General features: G+C 45.8%; 17 protein-coding genes. 6 read left to right on the top strand and 11 right to left on the bottom strand.

The genetic code is table 11. The annotated features are described in order from the left end of the window. Window positions 1–24: 24 nt before the first annotated feature. From pdxA to garR, 4 genes are all read right to left on the bottom strand, one after another. Window positions 25–1,023 carry a 4-hydroxythreonine-4-phosphate dehydrogenase PdxA gene (pdxA, locus tag VSQ62_RS10860; protein ID WP_334634926.1) on the bottom strand — a complete coding sequence of 333 codons (999 nt, stop codon included), beginning with the start codon at window positions 1,021–1,023 and terminating at the stop codon, window positions 25–27. Window positions 1,024–1,086: 63 nt separating this feature from the next. Further along, window positions 1,087–2,391: a four-carbon acid sugar kinase family protein gene (locus VSQ62_RS10855; protein WP_334634925.1), complete on the bottom strand. Its 1,305-nt coding sequence runs from the start codon at window positions 2,389–2,391 to the stop codon at window positions 1,087–1,089. A 111-nt stretch (window positions 2,392–2,502) separates the two neighbouring features. Then, complete coding sequence (locus VSQ62_RS10850; RefSeq protein ID WP_334634924.1) at window positions 2,503–3,924, bottom strand: four-carbon acid sugar kinase family protein; 1,422 nt, start codon at window positions 3,922–3,924, stop codon at window positions 2,503–2,505. A 22-nt stretch (window positions 3,925–3,946) separates the two neighbouring features. Beyond that, complete coding sequence (gene garR, locus VSQ62_RS10845) at window positions 3,947–4,924, bottom strand: 2-hydroxy-3-oxopropionate reductase (RefSeq protein ID WP_334637630.1); 978 nt, start codon at window positions 4,922–4,924, stop codon at window positions 3,947–3,949. Window positions 4,925–5,001: 77 nt separating this feature from the next. On the opposite strand from garR, the gene VSQ62_RS10840 reads away from it, so the two are divergent. Both VSQ62_RS10840 and VSQ62_RS10835 read left to right on the top strand, forming a co-directional pair. After that, complete coding sequence (locus VSQ62_RS10840) at window positions 5,002–6,474, top strand: DDE-type integrase/transposase/recombinase (RefSeq protein ID WP_334633522.1); 1,473 nt, start codon at window positions 5,002–5,004, stop codon at window positions 6,472–6,474. Between the two features lie 505 nt (window positions 6,475–6,979). After that, the gene (locus tag VSQ62_RS10835; RefSeq protein WP_334634923.1) at window positions 6,980–7,624 is read left to right on the top strand and encodes a GntR family transcriptional regulator; all 645 of its coding nucleotides are present in this window, start codon (window positions 6,980–6,982) and stop codon (window positions 7,622–7,624) included. A gap of 176 nt (window positions 7,625–7,800) precedes the next feature. Here VSQ62_RS10835 and VSQ62_RS10830 read toward each other — a convergent pair whose 3' ends face one another. From VSQ62_RS10830 to VSQ62_RS10820, 3 genes are all read right to left on the bottom strand, one after another. Beyond that, window positions 7,801–8,406, bottom strand: a complete 606-nt coding sequence (locus tag VSQ62_RS10830; RefSeq protein ID WP_334634922.1) for an ABC-2 transporter permease — start codon at window positions 8,404–8,406, stop codon at window positions 7,801–7,803. Beyond that, window positions 8,407–9,258 carry an ABC transporter ATP-binding protein gene (locus VSQ62_RS10825; RefSeq protein ID WP_334634920.1) on the bottom strand — a complete coding sequence of 284 codons (852 nt, stop codon included), beginning with the start codon at window positions 9,256–9,258 and terminating at the stop codon, window positions 8,407–8,409. It abuts the gene before it with no gap. Window positions 9,259–9,331: 73 nt separating this feature from the next. Next, entirely contained in the window at window positions 9,332–9,712 is a 381-nt protein-coding gene (locus VSQ62_RS10820; protein ID WP_334634919.1) for a GntR family transcriptional regulator, read from the bottom strand. Window positions 9,713–9,844: 132 nt separating this feature from the next. On the opposite strand from VSQ62_RS10820, the gene VSQ62_RS10815 reads away from it, so the two are divergent. Together VSQ62_RS10815 and VSQ62_RS10810 are read left to right on the top strand one after the other, a co-directional pair. Further along, window positions 9,845–10,135, top strand: coding sequence for a hypothetical protein (locus VSQ62_RS10815; protein ID WP_334634918.1), 291 nt, complete (start codon window positions 9,845–9,847; stop codon window positions 10,133–10,135). Further along, window positions 10,095–10,376, top strand: coding sequence for a hypothetical protein (locus tag VSQ62_RS10810; RefSeq protein ID WP_334634917.1), 282 nt, complete (start codon window positions 10,095–10,097; stop codon window positions 10,374–10,376). The genes VSQ62_RS10815 and VSQ62_RS10810 overlap by 41 nt, the downstream gene beginning before the upstream one ends. Window positions 10,377–10,427: 51 nt before the next feature. Here VSQ62_RS10810 and VSQ62_RS10805 read toward each other — a convergent pair whose 3' ends face one another. Together VSQ62_RS10805 and VSQ62_RS10800 are read right to left on the bottom strand one after the other, a co-directional pair. Beyond that, window positions 10,428–10,970 carry a Uma2 family endonuclease gene (locus tag VSQ62_RS10805; RefSeq protein WP_334634916.1) on the bottom strand — a complete coding sequence of 181 codons (543 nt, stop codon included), beginning with the start codon at window positions 10,968–10,970 and terminating at the stop codon, window positions 10,428–10,430. A 19-nt stretch (window positions 10,971–10,989) separates the two neighbouring features. After that, window positions 10,990–11,379 carry a helix-turn-helix domain-containing protein gene (locus VSQ62_RS10800; RefSeq protein WP_334634915.1) on the bottom strand — a complete coding sequence of 130 codons (390 nt, stop codon included), beginning with the start codon at window positions 11,377–11,379 and terminating at the stop codon, window positions 10,990–10,992. A gap of 398 nt (window positions 11,380–11,777) precedes the next feature. On the opposite strand from VSQ62_RS10800, the gene VSQ62_RS32425 reads away from it, so the two are divergent. Next, on the top strand, window positions 11,778–12,131 hold the full coding sequence (locus VSQ62_RS32425) for a TNT domain-containing protein (RefSeq protein WP_350339912.1): 354 nt from the start codon (window positions 11,778–11,780) through the stop codon (window positions 12,129–12,131). A 2-nt stretch (window positions 12,132–12,133) separates the two neighbouring features. Then, window positions 12,134–12,505, top strand: a complete 372-nt coding sequence (locus tag VSQ62_RS10795) for a hypothetical protein (protein ID WP_334634914.1) — start codon at window positions 12,134–12,136, stop codon at window positions 12,503–12,505. A 213-nt stretch (window positions 12,506–12,718) separates the two neighbouring features. Here VSQ62_RS10795 and VSQ62_RS10790 read toward each other — a convergent pair whose 3' ends face one another. Continuing rightward, entirely contained in the window at window positions 12,719–14,218 is a 1,500-nt protein-coding gene (locus VSQ62_RS10790; protein ID WP_334634913.1) for a hypothetical protein, read from the bottom strand. A gap of 2 nt (window positions 14,219–14,220) precedes the next feature. Beyond that, on the bottom strand, window positions 14,221–15,741 hold the full coding sequence (locus VSQ62_RS10785; RefSeq protein ID WP_334634912.1) for an MBOAT family O-acyltransferase: 1,521 nt from the start codon (window positions 15,739–15,741) through the stop codon (window positions 14,221–14,223).

The following is a 15,741-nucleotide window of genomic DNA, read 5'->3' as shown; positions in this document are numbered from 1 at the left end:
TCTTAATTGCTTCTTATTTGCTTCTTATTTTGTGAAATTCGGCGCGTATTTTGCCGCCAGCAATATTGCTTCGATCATGCTGACCGCGCTCACGATCCCCTTTCCCGCAATGTCAAATGCAGTTCCGTGATCCACGGAGGTTCGAAGGATCGGCATTCCGTTGGTGATCGCGATGGTCTTCTCAAAATCAAGAGTCTTCGTCGCAATATGGCCCTGGTCGTGATACAGGGACAGCACGCTGTTGTACTTGCCGATAGCAGCCTGGTGGAATACGGAATCCGCACCGATCGGCCCTACTACATTGTAGCCCTCTGCCTGCAGTTCTTCGACGGCCGGCGTAATCTCATTCACTTCCTCCCAGCCGAATAATCCATGTTCTCCGCTGTGCGGATTCAACCCGGCAACCGCCATCGTTCCGTCTGATACCCCAAGCTTCTTAAGCGCTTCCAGACACCGCTTCACATAGTCCTTGATTCTCTCCTTCGTGATCATATCAAGCATCTCTCTTAAGGATACATGCCTCGTCAGGAAGAATACGCGCATACCGTTCGTCTCGAACATAGTCAGCGGATCCTCGGTGTCAGTGAGAGCGCCGAAGATCTCTGTATGTCCGATAAAATTAATTCCGCCCGCGCGCAGCGACTCTTTGTTGATCGGCGTCGTGGCTACGGCATCGACCTTGCCCTCATTTGCAAGCTCGATACTTTTTGCAATATATTCATATGCGGCCTTCCCGCACATTCCATTGACACGGCCGAACTCAAAATTCCCCATATCAACATTGCCAAGATCAATAAGATTCAGGACTCCCTCACGGAAATCCCCTTCTTCCGGTCCGTTTATCACATGGACCGTAAGATCCTCGCCGGCTATCCTGACGGCATTTTCCATAACGGTCTTATCTCCCACAACGATACAATCCGCCGCGTTAAATACTTCCTTAGAAGCGACTGATTTGGCGACGATCTCCGGTCCTACTCCCGCCGGATCCCCAATAGGTACTGCGATTAGTGATTTTCCCATAATTCCTCATCCTTTCTTATCTTAATTAATACATTGATAAATAGACTGCCTGTATACGGCGCGTCAGATAAACAGCTTCTCCTTCAGATATGTAATACACTGATTGATCGCATCGCGGCCGCCCTGGCTTCCGCCCTTAGTGATAATGTGGACGCCCTCGAATTCCCCCTTAAGGAACTGTCCGTATGCGGCCAATGGAAGCACCTCATCCTTAAGCGACAATCCCGCCGTATCGAATCTCTCACAGACTGCCACCGTCACATCCCCTCCGCTGGTATACAGCCCGCGAAATGTAGGCTCCGCCTTGAAGATCCGGTAAGTGATCTCTGCAAACGCACCGTTGATCATACCTGTCACCTCATCCATGGAACAATTATAGCGCTCCATATAAGGCTTGAAATCGATCCTGTTCTCCGGGTAGATCCCGTCCCCTGTCACGGTGCAGACCGCATTGCGCCCGCATTCGTTAAGGATCTCTTCTGCTACCCGGGAAGTCTCCGCCTCTCTTCTGCCTTTAGACTCCAACAGCTCTCTGGTATTGACGAACACATTATAGGTCCTCTGAGACAGCCACAGCTCTTTCATCTGTGCGGTCGTGTTCGGATTGACGCTCCCCACCACCGCCAGGATCTTACTCTTCTCCTTCTTCTGGGACGGCGTGATCAGCTTCCGGGCAAGCGTAGCCGTAAATACACCCGGATCCACCGCAACCACCTTAAGCCCGCTTGTGATCACCGCGTCTGCGATCAGATCAAGATCTTCCTGCGTGATACAGTCAAGGACAATGATCCTGCTGCCGCTTAACACACACTGATTCATCAGATCCGCAAGATAATGCTTCCCATGCATCAGATCTTTCAGTTGGATGGACGAAACCTTGTATCTGCTCTGTTCGTCGAAGAGAACCGCAACCTCCGAGATCTTGACAGGCGTCTTCGGATCAATGGCAATATCCGTCTTATGAAGCGGCAGACCGCCCACAAGCATATAGCCTCCGGCTACGATCCTGCCGGAAGACGGGAAACAGGGAGCCGCAACCGCGATATAGTCATCCCCGAGACAATCCAGCATGGCGTCCGTCTCGCTTCCCAAATTCCCCCTTAAGGTACTGTCGATCCGTTTCGAATATACCTTTACATCGTCTCCCTTCAGCAGACTGCACACGTTATATACTCTGTTGTACGCCATCTTCGGCTCTATGCCGCGGCTGTCTGTCGGATACAGTACACAGTCACAATCCGTCAGGGTCGACAGCTCGATCCGTTCCGTATTCATCACTGTGTATGCTTCGTAATTCATTTTTTTCAGAAGTACACCGGTGGCATTGGCTCCTGTCAGGTCATCAGCTATTACAACACACTGAGACATAACCAGCCTCCTTCCTATAAACTATTTCTTACAAAATCAGCTAATCGCACAAATTATATGTTTGAATTTGTTTATTTTCACCAACCGAACGCTTTCTAATGATTAAAGTGATCAGCCGATCAGCACCTCTACAGCCTCTTTTAGGGTCTGTATCTCTCCCACATTTCCCGGGAAGATGACATACGGGGTCATTGGAAATTTGCTCTCTTCCCCTGTCTGCCACACCGGGATCCCCGGTTCGATCTGTCCAAGCACATTTGCCTTCTTCACCGCAAGAGCCTTTGTCCCCACATCACTGGAGGTGATTCCGCCCTTTGCGATCACAAAGCTTGGAGTGATGCTAAGCCTTCCTACCAATGACTGCACCGCGTCAGAGATCTTCACGGACAGTCTGAGTTCATCCTCCTTATCTCCCGTATCCGCCGTGATCAGCGCACGCGTCGTATAGCAGCATACGGTCCTGCCGGCTTTGATGCACGCTTCCTCTCTGTCAAGGCATCTCCTAACCTCTGCCTCGAACGCCGCGTCGTCTGTCACCAGCGTTGCGTCTAACTCAATAAATTCAATGCCGGACAGTTCTTTTAAGGCCTCTACCTGCTTCGTCGTCTTGTCTGTGTGCGAGCCGACTACTACGATCCCGCCGTTCGCCGTCTCTTTGACGACCATCTGATCTCTGGTAAGAAGCGGCTGGTCTGTCACTGCCCCCATTACCTTCACGATCGCTGCCGCCGTACGGAACATGAACACCTTTCCCTTCGCCATGGCACGGAACAGAGCCACGCAGAACACCTTTACATCCGCATAATCGACCGCATTGACGATGATCTTGTTGAAATCCTTCACCTCCATCAACTGCGCCTCGATCTTGTCTATATCCATGCTGTGAATATCTTCAAGAGATATGCAGGTCACATCGGACGCCTTATAAGCTCCCCTGGTCTTCTCCTCCACATATTCCGGCATGGTTGCCGCGGTGTATCCAAAGGTCTTGTCTTTGGCGAATTCCGTCTCATTTGCCGGGACAAGCTCATCGCCGTACTTTACATAATGTACATTATCAATGGTGAACCTGCCGCCTTCCTTGAAGAACGGACAGAGAATCTCTCCGTCGACAGTCTTACCGGTATTCTGCTCGTAACTCTTCTTAAGAAGCTCTGTCTCCAGGGGATAATGTCCGCGCAAAGTGCTGTCGCTGCGGCTGATAAATATGTATTCCTTCCCCGTCTCCCTGGCGACCTCATCCACGGCCGCCGCAATCTCATTGTGCGCTTTCGTTGTCTGCTCTGCTGTAAAGCCTCTGGAATTAGTCAGCACATAGAACAGATTGTTCTCCTCTTCAAACCCCTGACGGATGCTGTCCTTCTCCCAATTGGTATATACCGATATATCATGGACCGTCTGCACGCCTGTCGGGTCGTCATCCAACACTACGATCTTCTTGTTATTTGCTTCGATTTCTTTCTTTAATAAAGCGTCAATGTGCGCCTCATCTATTTTCTTATAAGAAGTCAGCGCCCCTGCACCTATTGCCATGATCATTTCCTCCTGATCTAGTTCATTTTTTAACTTCAACATCAGCCAGCTTCTCAAAATACTGCACGATTCCGCCGTGATCGTCGTTCATATGTCCGTGGATCTTCAATGTCTGAAGGATCTCGTAGAGCTGTGCCGTATAAGGAATCGGAACGTCGATCGAGTGAGCTGTGTTCACCACATTCTTGATATCCTTGTGATTGATACGGATCGGACCGCCCGGCTTGAAATTACGCTCTACGATCATCGGGATCTTAGCATCCAAAACCGCGCTTCCCGCCAGTCCTCCCCTGATCGCTTCATATACCTTCTGAGGATCAGCTCCCGCCTTAGCCGCCAGAACAAACGCCTCAGACACTACTGCGATCGTGTTATTGACAATCACCTGATTGGCAAGCTTTGTAACGCTTCCGCTTCCGCTTCCGCCGATCAGCAAAGCCGAAGATCCCAGGATATCGAAATACTCCTTCATCTCATTAAAGTCCTTCTCATCTCCGCCTGCCATGATCGCAAGCGTTCCCGCGATCGCTCCCGGTTCCCCGCCGGATACCGGCGCATCTACGAAGCCGACGCCCTTCTCCTTCAACGCCTGGTAACAATCCTGGGACTCTACCGGAGTCACAGAACTCATATCACAGATTACGGTTCCTGCTTTCACGGTTGAAGCCACGCCGCCTTCACCGAACAGGATCGATTTCGTGATCTCCCCGCTCGGAACCATGATAATGATCCGTTCGCACCGTTCTCCAATCTCTGCGTAGCTTGCTTCTTCTGCGCCCGCTGCGACCACATCCGCAACCGCTTCCTTGTTCAGATCTGCAACCAGGAGATCCACTCCCGCCTTCAGTATGTTCTTCGCCATTGGTCTTCCCATGATGCCAAGTCCGATAAATCCTACCTTCATTCTTCTTACTTCCTTTCTTATATGGGTAGTGTCAAATCTACCACTATATTTTTTGTTGCAAACCTTATAATTCCAAGGATTACACCACTTTTTCAAGAAAAAAAGCAATGACCTCCCTTTTTTGTGTCAATACTATTACTAACCCACAAACACTGAAAGGAAAATCATTGCTTATGGATATTATTACCTATTTACTCTCTCTCATTCAATCTCTTTACCAGCAAAACTGCTGGTTGATCAACTTTATCTGCAGATACATCCCTCTGAAACAGTGGGCCTTTGATGATTCCCATTCTCCAAAATACCAGAAGTTCAAGATTGATGAACTCCCTCTTATCACCGACTTCCGCCAGGACTGGACTTATAAAGAATTAATCCCTTACTTTGAAAAACGTTATGGTAAAAAGATCCGCCCTGTCAGCCGCCGGTCAGAATGCGATATCCCGGATGAATGCACCTGCCCCCGCTGTAATGCGCCGAAACCTTTCCTTTACAAAAATAATGGTTCCAAAGGGCAGCTTCTCTGCAAGGTCTGCAGCGCAAGGTTCTCACCCCATGAAAGCCGCTTCTCCTCTGTAAAACTACGCTGCCCGCACTGCGGCAATGCCCTGGTTCCCAAGAAAGAACGCAAACACTTTATCATCCATAAGTGCGTCAATCCCAAATGCCCTTATTATCTCTACAACCTCAAAAAAGTGGATAAAGAAGACCTCCGAGAGGATTACGGCAAAAACAAATATAAACTCCACTATATCTACCGTGAGTTCACGATGGATTTTTTCAGCATGGATCTAAATACCCTTCCTAAAAATGCCTCATCCCTGAAATTTAGCAAACATAATGCCCACGTAATGTCCCTGTGTCTGACCCTCCATGTCAACCTCGGCCTCTCTCTGCGAAAAACCTCGCAGGCCCTGAAAGACCTGTACAACATCAACATTTCCCACCAGCAGATCGCCAACTACTGCAAGACTGCCGCTGTCTGCATTAAGCCCTTTGTTGACCAATACCCTTACGAAAAAGGGGATGTATTTACTGCCGATGAAACTTATATAAAAATCCGTGGTATCAAAACCTATGTCTGGCTTATTATGAACGCTGCGTCCCGATCCATCATCGGCTATCAGGTATCGGATAACCGTGGTGTCGGTCCCTGTATCCTCGCCATGCGTATGGCTTTCCGGGGACTGACAAAGCTGCCGGAAAACTTCAAGTTCATTGCCGACGGTTACAGCGCCTACCCACTCGCCGCAATGGAATTTGTAAAAAAGTTGGGGAAAGATTTTACCTTCAAAATCACCCAGGTGATTGGGCTTACCAACGACGATGCCGTTTCTACAGAACATCGTCCGTTCAAACAGATGATTGAACGCCTCAACCGCACCTATAAGGCCTCTTACCGTCACACAAACGGCTTTGACAACATCGACGGTGCTAATTACGATCTTGCCCTCTGGGTCGCATACTATAACTTTCTCCGTCCGCATAAACACAAGAAATACAAAGTACTCAACGAAGTAGAAATGCTACAGAGTGCCGACAACATGCCGGGTAAATGGCAGCTTCTCATCTTCCTCGGTCAGCAGACTATCCTGAACATGCAGAAAAATGGAAACCCTGCATCGGAGCGGAGCTGTTGTCAATAGAACCGTGGAATACCGGAGCAGACGGTAGCGCCGTCTGTGAGGATATGCCGCGAAAGTCTATTGACATAAGGCTCACGGATTATCCTGTTTAGCAGAAAAGGGGCAACTGCGCCCTTTTCCTGCCTTCCGGCGAGGACGGGTTCGGGCAGAGCCCGAAAATGGGTCAAGGGACTGGTCCCTTGTGGGTTCTTAGGGCAACGCCCTAAGCCCTCGGAGATCTTTTCGGAATCAATATCTGCAGTTTTCAAGGTTCATTTGAGCCTATTTTTTTCAGCTCGTTTTTTCATAGATTACTTGACACTACCCTTATATGTTCATTATTCCTTCGATGTACTCACTTTACTACATACCGGTATACCGGTCAAGTGTTTCGGAGGAATTCACGCTCTTTCTCACTTTTATACAGTTTTAATCTCTCATTTTTGTGCATAATTTTTTATTGACACTGACGTAGACCACACTATATACTGATAACAATTATTACGCCAGCAGAGGATTGAATATTATGACACCGTTAAATGAACAGGCATACCAACACCTGCAGAAGTTGATCATTCAGGGAGAATTCGAATATAACAAGATCTATTCGGAGACGAAGCTGTCAAGGGAGCTCGGCATCTCACGCACTCCGTTCCGCGATGCCGTTCACAGGCTCGCCCAGGAGGGCTACATCGATATTATCCCTAGCAAAGGCTTCATGCTCCACCAATTGACGCGCCAGGACATCGACGAGACGTTCCAGGTCCGTTCTGCCCTGGAATGTTACTGCACTCTCGCGATCACGAAGGCGCACAAGAACCGTTCTGTCAAGAAGTTATTAAAAGAACTGCGCATGCTGACCGATATTTTAAAGGAGATCATGGATTCGGGCGGTTCTATCGAAGAATTCTGTGAATATGATTTCCAATACCATACCAAGATCATCGACTACTCCGAAAACCGTCAGTTCGTCTCCATCTTCGCTACCTTCAAGTACCGCATGCGCAAGCTCGCCGAGCTTTCCCTTGCCCACGAAGGCCGTATGCAGGATACCTATGAGGAACATCTTGCTATCGTGGAAGCTATGGAGAACAATGATACGGAACACATCTACGAGATCACACTCGCCCATATGAATACGGCACGCAAGATCAATCTGGACGATCTGTAGCCTGCGGATCATCCAGACCGATCTCCTTTTGTGCCTGCATAGCTATTTTAATAATATAATTGGTAACTGTAATAATTAGAGTATGCGCTACGTCGATTGACGACAACGACGTAGATGGAAAATCAGGCAAGTTATATGGCTGGTTACTTATTTTTCGGTGTACTAGAATCAAAATCCTATACTTCCCTTGCCGCAACCACCTTCCCTGCAATCACCCAGGATACAGTGAATGCCAATGCACCAACCGCCATACCGACTGACAGCGCTGCCATCCTCTGCCTGATCACCGAAGTCAATCCCATGATCAGCGCAACTGACAGCGGATACGCAAGCATGGAGCCCATCACACTCTTCTCCTCACTCAGCAGGAAATAGCACGGCAGAATCAAGCTCCCTGCCAGCAGCGCCATAGTAACACTGATACAGAAGAACAAGACAAAATTGTCATAATCTAAAGTTCCGGTCACCATAAGGGCTGTCAGAGAACATACCGTTCCAGCCAAAAGCCCGAATACACTGAGAAACAGATACATCAAATATTTGCTGCTGACCATCCTCTCCCCGGCAACCGGAAACGCCGCGCTTAAACGGGTCCATCCGCATGTCTTATCCATATTGATGGTCGACGCCTCCACCATACCCGTCATAACCGTTGCCAGAATCAGCAGTACCTGGGGAGAGACCAGATAAGACAGCCCCGCTCCGATCACCAGGAATACCCCGGTCATCATGATCACAACCGATCGTATCATGTAGAAATCCTTCACTAATAATCCTCTCATCTACTGTTCCCCCTTCACATACATCAACATGATCTCGTCTATCGTAGCCGGCGTCACAACCGCCTTGGGATATCTGCGCATGGCAAGGTCTCTGTCAGAAACTAACGCCTGCCACTCATAATCCTGCTTCCTCCAGGATATAATGTCCCCCTTGTCCAGTTGATCAAACTGCGCCGCACCGCACTTGATGATCCCGTACTGCGTAAGCAGTTCATCCTTCGGCTTTGAAAATATTACCTGCCCCTGATGGATGAATACGATATAATCCGCCGCCTTCTCCAGATCGCTTGTAATATGCGACGATACCAGTATCGAATGCTCTTCTTCCTGCATAAAATCCAGGAAAATATCCAGAATATCATCCCGCATGACCGGATCAAGCCCGCTGGTAGCCTCATCCAATATCAAAAACCTTGGCTGATGGGACAGTGCCGCCGCAATCGCAAGCTTCATCCTCATTCCTTTCGAGAAATTCTTAATCTTCTTATCCGCCGGCAATGAAAATTCCTTCAGAAATCTTCCGTAAGACTGCGCATCCCACCGGGAAAAGATTCCCTTCATAACCTTGCCGATCTGCTTTGGCGAAAGCATCTCCGGGTATCCCTTGTCATCAAACACGGCGCCTACCTGTTCCTTATCCTGCGTAGTTATATCGCCTCCCTCAAACAAAGAGACCTCTCCCTCATCCCTGTTGATCATTCCTAATATTGCCTTGATCACCGTACTCTTTCCGGCTCCGTTTTCTCCGATCAGTCCCACGATAGATCCTTGTGGCACATCAAAGGATACATGATTCAATGTAAAATCATCATACCGCTTCGTCAATCCTGTAACCTTAACCGCATTCTTCATATCATCCAATCCTTTCCGCATATCCCTGCGCACTCAGCAAATTACCCAAACCGCTTCGCCTGTCTTCTTCCAATCACCCCATATCCTCATCATACAAAAGCGTAAGAAGAGACTGCAGGGTATCAAGCTTGATCCCGCTCATCCGCGCGATCTCGATCGCCTCTGTAAAATGCTCCTCAATCTTCTTCTGCTGCTCCTCCAGATAAAAATCCTGATTCTGCACAGACACGAAGCATCCCTTCCCTGCTGTTGTCTCAATGAACCCATCCTCCTGCAGCAGATCATATGCCTTCTGGACCGTGAGAACACTGATATGCACCGAACGTGCAAGCGCACGTATGGAAGGCAGCGCGTCACCCGCCTTAAGCTCTCCGCTCATGATCATCGTCTTAATCTGTGTCCTGATCTGCTCGTAGATCGGCTTACTGGCATGATTGTTGATCAAGATCTCCAAGTCTTATCATCCCCAATCGTCTTATGCTGTATTGTTATTACATATACAGTATAAGACGCAATAAATTGTTTGTCAAGAACATTTTTGCAAATCTTGCACAGTATGAGTGCTATTGAAACCAGACGCAATTCTTTGACTGATCAAATGGCCATATCAATCTGCCGGGAATATAATGTAAATTACGACTGGCTGATCTCTGAAGAAGGGAAAATGTTTACAGATCTTCCACAGACAATATTGAACGAACTATGCAAACAGTATGATCTGGATAACTTTGACAAGGTGTTAGTAGAGATGTACATAGAATTTCCGGAAACTATCCGGAAGCATCTGAAAGAGAATTTTCTGAAAATGCTGAAAAGAGTTGACAGTGACAGCCCACATGAAAAATCGAAGCAGCAAGGAAGGAGGATGTGCGTATAAAAAGAAATCGGGTCCATTAACATTCATCTGCGAAGAAGACCGTCTGTCTGTTTTAACAACAGTAGAAGCAATCGAGCGTTTCGTCCTCTGCTCCGAAATCTCTATGGGGATTATCCAGACGATTGCATTGAATCATGCATTCGTAGAAATGATTGAACAGCACCGTTACCTTCGGACATCCCGCAAAGGCAAGGTGTCCGAGGCAACTGTCATTGATTATCTGAGAAAACATTTATCATGAATGGCATCCTTGTTCACTGGCTTGTGAATCCAAAAGACGAATAAAGCCCCTTTACAGTAAATCAGCAATACGGATCACCAAGTCTTCATAAATGCATACTGGTATTTCGTCGTCAAAAGTGTATTGATCTGTCTTCTCATCATGCTCAAAGTCATAAACATTGACAGTACGGATCTTCGGGTTTACCGTCCAATATTCCCTCACACCGGCAGTACGGTATTTGAAAAGCTTAATGCCGCAGTCCATACGAATTGTACTAGGGGAAAGGATTTCGATTATCCAATCAGGAGCACCGTGGTATCCCTTTTCATCTAATTTCTTAGAATCACAGATGATGGAAATATCAGGTTCTACATAGTTAACATTGTCTTGATTTAAGAATACTGCAAACGGTGCCAGGAATACTTCACAATTTCCTTTTTTCCTGTCAATGTAGTCAGAGACTTTTCTTGCAAATGAATAGGATATTCGTTGATGGTTTGTGTTCGGTGGTGACATCATGTACATCTGACCGTCGATCAGTTCTGCACGTTGTCCGTCTGGTAAAGCATAGATATCATCAATGGTATAATTAACTTGTTGTGCTAAAGCCATGGCACATCCTCCTTCCTTGCTACTTCGATTTTTCATGCTGGCTGCCACTGTCAACTCTTTTCAGCATTTTCAGAAGATTCTCCTTCAGATGCTTCCGGATATTTTCCGGGAATTCTATATACATCTCCACTAACGCCTTGTCAAAGTCATCTAAATCATACTGTTTGCATAGTTCGTTCAATATTGTCTGTGGAAGATCCGTAAACATTTCCCCTTCTTCAGAGATCATCCAGTCATAATTTACATTATATTCCCGGCAGATTGCTCGGGTCATTTGGTCAGTCAAGTTTCTTGATCCTCGTTCAATGTTGGAAATAGCCGTTTTTCCAACTCCTAATTTTTCACTAAACTTTTCCAATGTAAGGTTTAAAGTTTTGCGAATTTCTTTCACGCGTTCGCCTTGCGTCATCACATACACCTCTCTTTCAATTCAAGAATAGCACGCAAAAAATATAAAGTCAACAAAAAAGTTCACAAAGTGGACAAAAATATATTAACAAAATCCGCAATGGTAATTATAGTATCCACATAGGCAACTGACAATCCAATTGGCTGCATAACCTAATACAAAAAATGGGTACTGAATAATACGCTGATCATTACTATACTATTGATATAAAATCCAGTTTGTGCCTGATAGATTCTATATGTGCCATATGATATAATCATAGAAACTTGAACACGCTGAAAAGCTGAATGGTATTTTAACAGTTTCAAGCGATTAGTGGTATACCTCAACTGAAAAAAGCAGAATATGGCACTGGAAAGACAGACCGATTCGGTTGGCCTGTAGTAAACTGGAACTATTTGTCAGCGCATGCAGATAATCATGGATTTGACACCAGAAATACAGAAAATAACGGTAAACATATCATCAAATATATTTTGCCTTACGGCAGCATAATAATCAGATATGGACGAGAAACAGGTTATTATTCAGCGCCTAAGGGAACCTCTTATGATAGATTATCATTGCCGTATATTCCGGAAAGTTTGGAATATAATGAATACAAGGTAGTAGCTGATAATCTATATATTATCTGTATCGTTGATAAAGGAAGTGTAGCCCCGGGATTTGACAGCGAAGGCGGCGCAATCCAATATCTGCATCCCTTTACGATCAAAGAGTCTGTCAAAAAAGGCATGTTGGAAAGGATATAATTATGGGAAAAACTTTACGCAAAGCACCGCTTTTGCAAAATGAGAATAATGACCTGTACTGTATAGATATATTGTATAAATCTCTGCAAGAATTCCATATTCCGGAATATCTCTGTTCTGTCGGAGAGTATGCAGAAGAAGCGATCTGCCTTGAAAAAAGCGGATCAGATTGGATTGTCTACGGAGGAGAACGGGGACTGAAACACGATCTTAGACCCTATGAAGATTGCAGAGACGCCTGTCTTGATGTCCTGTCCAGACTCTCCGAAACTACTGATGAGGAAAAAAGAATCCGCCAATTTTTTGATCATTTTATCGTTCCATCCACAGGAACAGAAGAATCAAAGCCTAGAGTTCATGCGGCTTTTCGGTAGTTTGAATCAATCAAGGATCCAATGTACTGACCGTATTATATTCAGCCAAACCTCCTTGCCTATCCGCCCATCTGCCGCGTTGGATTTTCTATCCGCAGCCATCGCTGCGCCGTTGAAGATCCGCCTTGCAGATGAGCGAATATTCTGCGGAGTTTTGCCAGATATAATACGGCCAGCACACTAACAGCAACCCCTTATTATCAATTCACTTTTCTAAATGACATGCTCCCATTCATATCCGTCTTCATTGCCGTAAATCCTTACAACATCCAGCACTTGATTATAATTATTATCAAACACGAGCACATACATCCCTTCCTTCTCCGTTTTATACCGTCTGCCGTCCACAATGAGTTCACTTTTCATACCGCAGTTTATGCTGTATTCCTTGCTGTCCGACCCGGCGGCGCCTTTATAAGGACTGTCAAGCACCGTATCGCTCTCATACACCGCCGCATTTCCGCTATATATTCTTATGACCTCCCGATCTTCCCCGGAAATATTCCACGGCGTATAAATATCTGGAATACCGCCTTTTGATAAGGCCAATACGGTATAATTCTCATCAGACGCGGTGCTGCACCATTTCATAAGATCATCTTCGATCTTCCCAAGTCCGCGCCCCGCCTTGTTCGCCCTTTTCTTATCAACGATCTGCTGATTTATCAGTCTTTTTACTTTGCGTTCTCTTTTCTTCGCTGACAGATAATGATCGTCCCATTCTTCATAGTCTTTATCGCCCCTGTGGTCAGGAACAGAGTAATTTCCCTTAATATGATCCGCTACAAATCTTGTATATTTTTGCGCCCCATATACGTTAACATGACCGGCATTATAGAAATCAGTAGCAAAATCAATACCCATTTCCCGATAATGATCATTCGCATTCAGGAACTCATAACCATATGAGGAAACAATATCGCCTATCATATTATACTGCATTTCCGTCTCTCTTGTAATCGGAATAGGTCCTGCAACAAACAATGCGTTTTGAACATTCTCGTTAAGATATTCCAACAGCTCTCTTAAGCTTGTCTCTTTTACCGGATCTAATTCCATCTTTTCTTTTGTCCGATATCCTTTCGGCTCCTGTATGATCGAATGACAAGGGTCTTCTATGAATTCAAACCCTTTGAATTCACACACATAATCATTATCCTTATGCTCCCAATTGTCTTCCAGGCCAAGCCTTTCATAATTACCATGGTATTTTGCAATATCAAAATAAAAAGATGCAATATCCGCATCTTCATCTGCAAATGCATCATAATAATTCAATATTTCCGTAACAATCCGAAAACGGCCGCCAGATAAGGGAAGTGAATCCGTCATATTCCTGATCGGACCTTCGTCGCCGCTGACTGTACCGGCCCCTCCGACATACGACCGCACATCGATGACTGCCAGATCAGGCTCCTGCGTTTCCAGCATATATCTTGTGTATCCGCTGATCACCGGAGGAACCGCCGAATTAGTCGCCAGATTATATGAGGTCATTCCGTATTCCTTCCAGGCCAGATACGGTTCCCAGTATACGAAAGTCGAACTTCCCCCTACGCATACTACATCAATATTCTCTTCATTTCTGATCCCATTCACATGCGCCCTGTCGTAACCGCAATTTCTGAACAGATATGTCGCGTTGACGAATACCCATCCCAGAAGCGCTGTGAAGACCAATAGGTTCATTACTTTTTTAATTATATTTTTCATCTCTAAAAACCCCTGTAAATAAATTCAGCGGCATCATATCCCGGTCCATATTTTCCGTAAATGAGTACAATCAGAAATAAGCCGATCCATACAGACCATCTGAAATATACATTCTGCTCCGAGATCCACTCCCTGACGGGCACCTTCTTAACAAGCTTTATAATCCCAGCAATCACAACGGTCAGCACCGATATGCGCAGCACGCTGTAATCGATCACGGTAAGCCCCATTCCAAGAAAAGATTCGTTAAAAAAGATCCAGGGATTAAAAACAGAAAAACCGGCTTTGTAGACCTCTAACCCGCTCATGAAGCTAGATGCGGGGAACATCCCAAGTCCAAAAGCAAAAAGTAAAAATGTACGGACAGACCGAAACAGATTCCAGCTAAAACAATCTGTACGGCATTGCAGGAAAACTGCCGCTCTTTTTAATACTCCTTCCGATGCGTCTCCGAGAACGATCACAAACCACATCCATAATCCGACGCCGATGATATAATTCCATGACCCTCCGTGCCAGAACCCGATCAAAAACCATGAGACAAAAAGCCCGCACCATGTAGGTATTTTCTTACCGTATTTTTTGCCAAACCATTTCTTCGACTTTCCTCCCAGCCAGATCAGCGGCTTTGATTTCAGCACCGGATATAAGATATAGTTTTTCAGCCACAGCCCCAATGTTATATGCCATTTTCTCCAGAATTCCGACAGACTCCCTGATGCAAAAGGAAGGTCAAAATTCTCAGGCAAAGCAATTCCAAACAGCTCCGACACTCCGTATATGATATCCAGGCATCCTGAAAAATCTGTATAAAGCTGAAGGACAAATAACACCATCGCAGTCCATACATATAATCCGGGATATGCTGCCGGATTTCCATAGACGGTATTTACAATGACTGCCAGACGTTCAGACAACACTATTTTTTTGAATATCCCCCACAATATCCTCTGAACTCCAAAACACATTCTCTCGTAACTGAAATCATGGCTCTTCACAAGCTCTTTGCCCGTGTCAGAATACTTTACTATAGGACCGGAAGTTAACAGAGGGAAATAACTTCCAAACAGGAAAAACTTCAATGGATTCCTCTCAATTGCCGAACCCCAATATGTATCCAGAATATACCCAATCAAAGACAATGTAAAATACGATACTCCCAACGGAGCGATCAGATACACAAACTTAAAATCGGCAATACCGAACGGCAGATACCTCCGCAAAAAATCCATATCCTTCAATATGATCAATAATCCCGCTTCACTCAAAAGCGCGCACGCCAATATTAACTTCTTCATTCGCATATTCTGAGCAAATCTCTCAAACAAAAGCCCCGCAATATACGCGGCCAGGATAAGAAAAACCATAACCGCACAGGCACGTCTGGAAAAACTGTTTGCATACCATACAAATACAAGATTGGAAACGAGCAACGCCGTCCAGCGGTACTTCTTCGGACAGATCCAATATATTAATACAGCTATGAATGTAAATACAAAAAATTCAAATGAAAGTATATCCAT

The sequence above is a fragment of the Sporofaciens sp. JLR.KK001 genome (genome assembly GCF_036941055.1).
GTDB lineage: Bacteria > Bacillota > Clostridia > Lachnospirales > Lachnospiraceae > Sporofaciens.
This window is presented reverse-complemented; position numbering and strand designations above follow the sequence as displayed.

Coding starts and splice junctions, on each gene's coding strand:
- pdxA (WP_334634926.1), bottom strand. CDS start 1,023: ATGGGAAAATCACTAATCGCAGTACCTATTGGGGATCCGGCGGGAGTA.
- VSQ62_RS10855 (WP_334634925.1), bottom strand. CDS start 2,391: ATGTCTCAGTGTGTTGTAATAGCTGATGACCTGACAGGAGCCAATGCC.
- VSQ62_RS10850 (WP_334634924.1), bottom strand. CDS start 3,924: ATGGCAATAGGTGCAGGGGCGCTGACTTCTTATAAGAAAATAGATGAG.
- VSQ62_RS10840 (WP_334633522.1), top strand. CDS start 5,002: ATGGATATTATTACCTATTTACTCTCTCTCATTCAATCTCTTTACCAG.
- VSQ62_RS10835 (WP_334634923.1), top strand. CDS start 6,980: ATGACACCGTTAAATGAACAGGCATACCAACACCTGCAGAAGTTGATC.
- VSQ62_RS10830 (WP_334634922.1), bottom strand. CDS start 8,406: ATGAGAGGATTATTAGTGAAGGATTTCTACATGATACGATCGGTTGTG.
- VSQ62_RS10825 (WP_334634920.1), bottom strand. CDS start 9,258: ATGAAGAATGCGGTTAAGGTTACAGGATTGACGAAGCGGTATGATGAT.
- VSQ62_RS10810 (WP_334634917.1), top strand. CDS start 10,095: ATGAAAAATCGAAGCAGCAAGGAAGGAGGATGTGCGTATAAAAAGAAA.
- VSQ62_RS10805 (WP_334634916.1), bottom strand. CDS start 10,970: ATGGCTTTAGCACAACAAGTTAATTATACCATTGATGATATCTATGCT.
- VSQ62_RS10800 (WP_334634915.1), bottom strand. CDS start 11,379: ATGACGCAAGGCGAACGCGTGAAAGAAATTCGCAAAACTTTAAACCTT.
- VSQ62_RS10795 (WP_334634914.1), top strand. CDS start 12,134: ATGGGAAAAACTTTACGCAAAGCACCGCTTTTGCAAAATGAGAATAAT.
- VSQ62_RS10790 (WP_334634913.1), bottom strand. CDS start 14,218: ATGAAAAATATAATTAAAAAAGTAATGAACCTATTGGTCTTCACAGCG.
- VSQ62_RS10785 (WP_334634912.1), bottom strand. CDS start 15,741: ATGGATATACTTTCATTTGAATTTTTTGTATTTACATTCATAGCTGTA.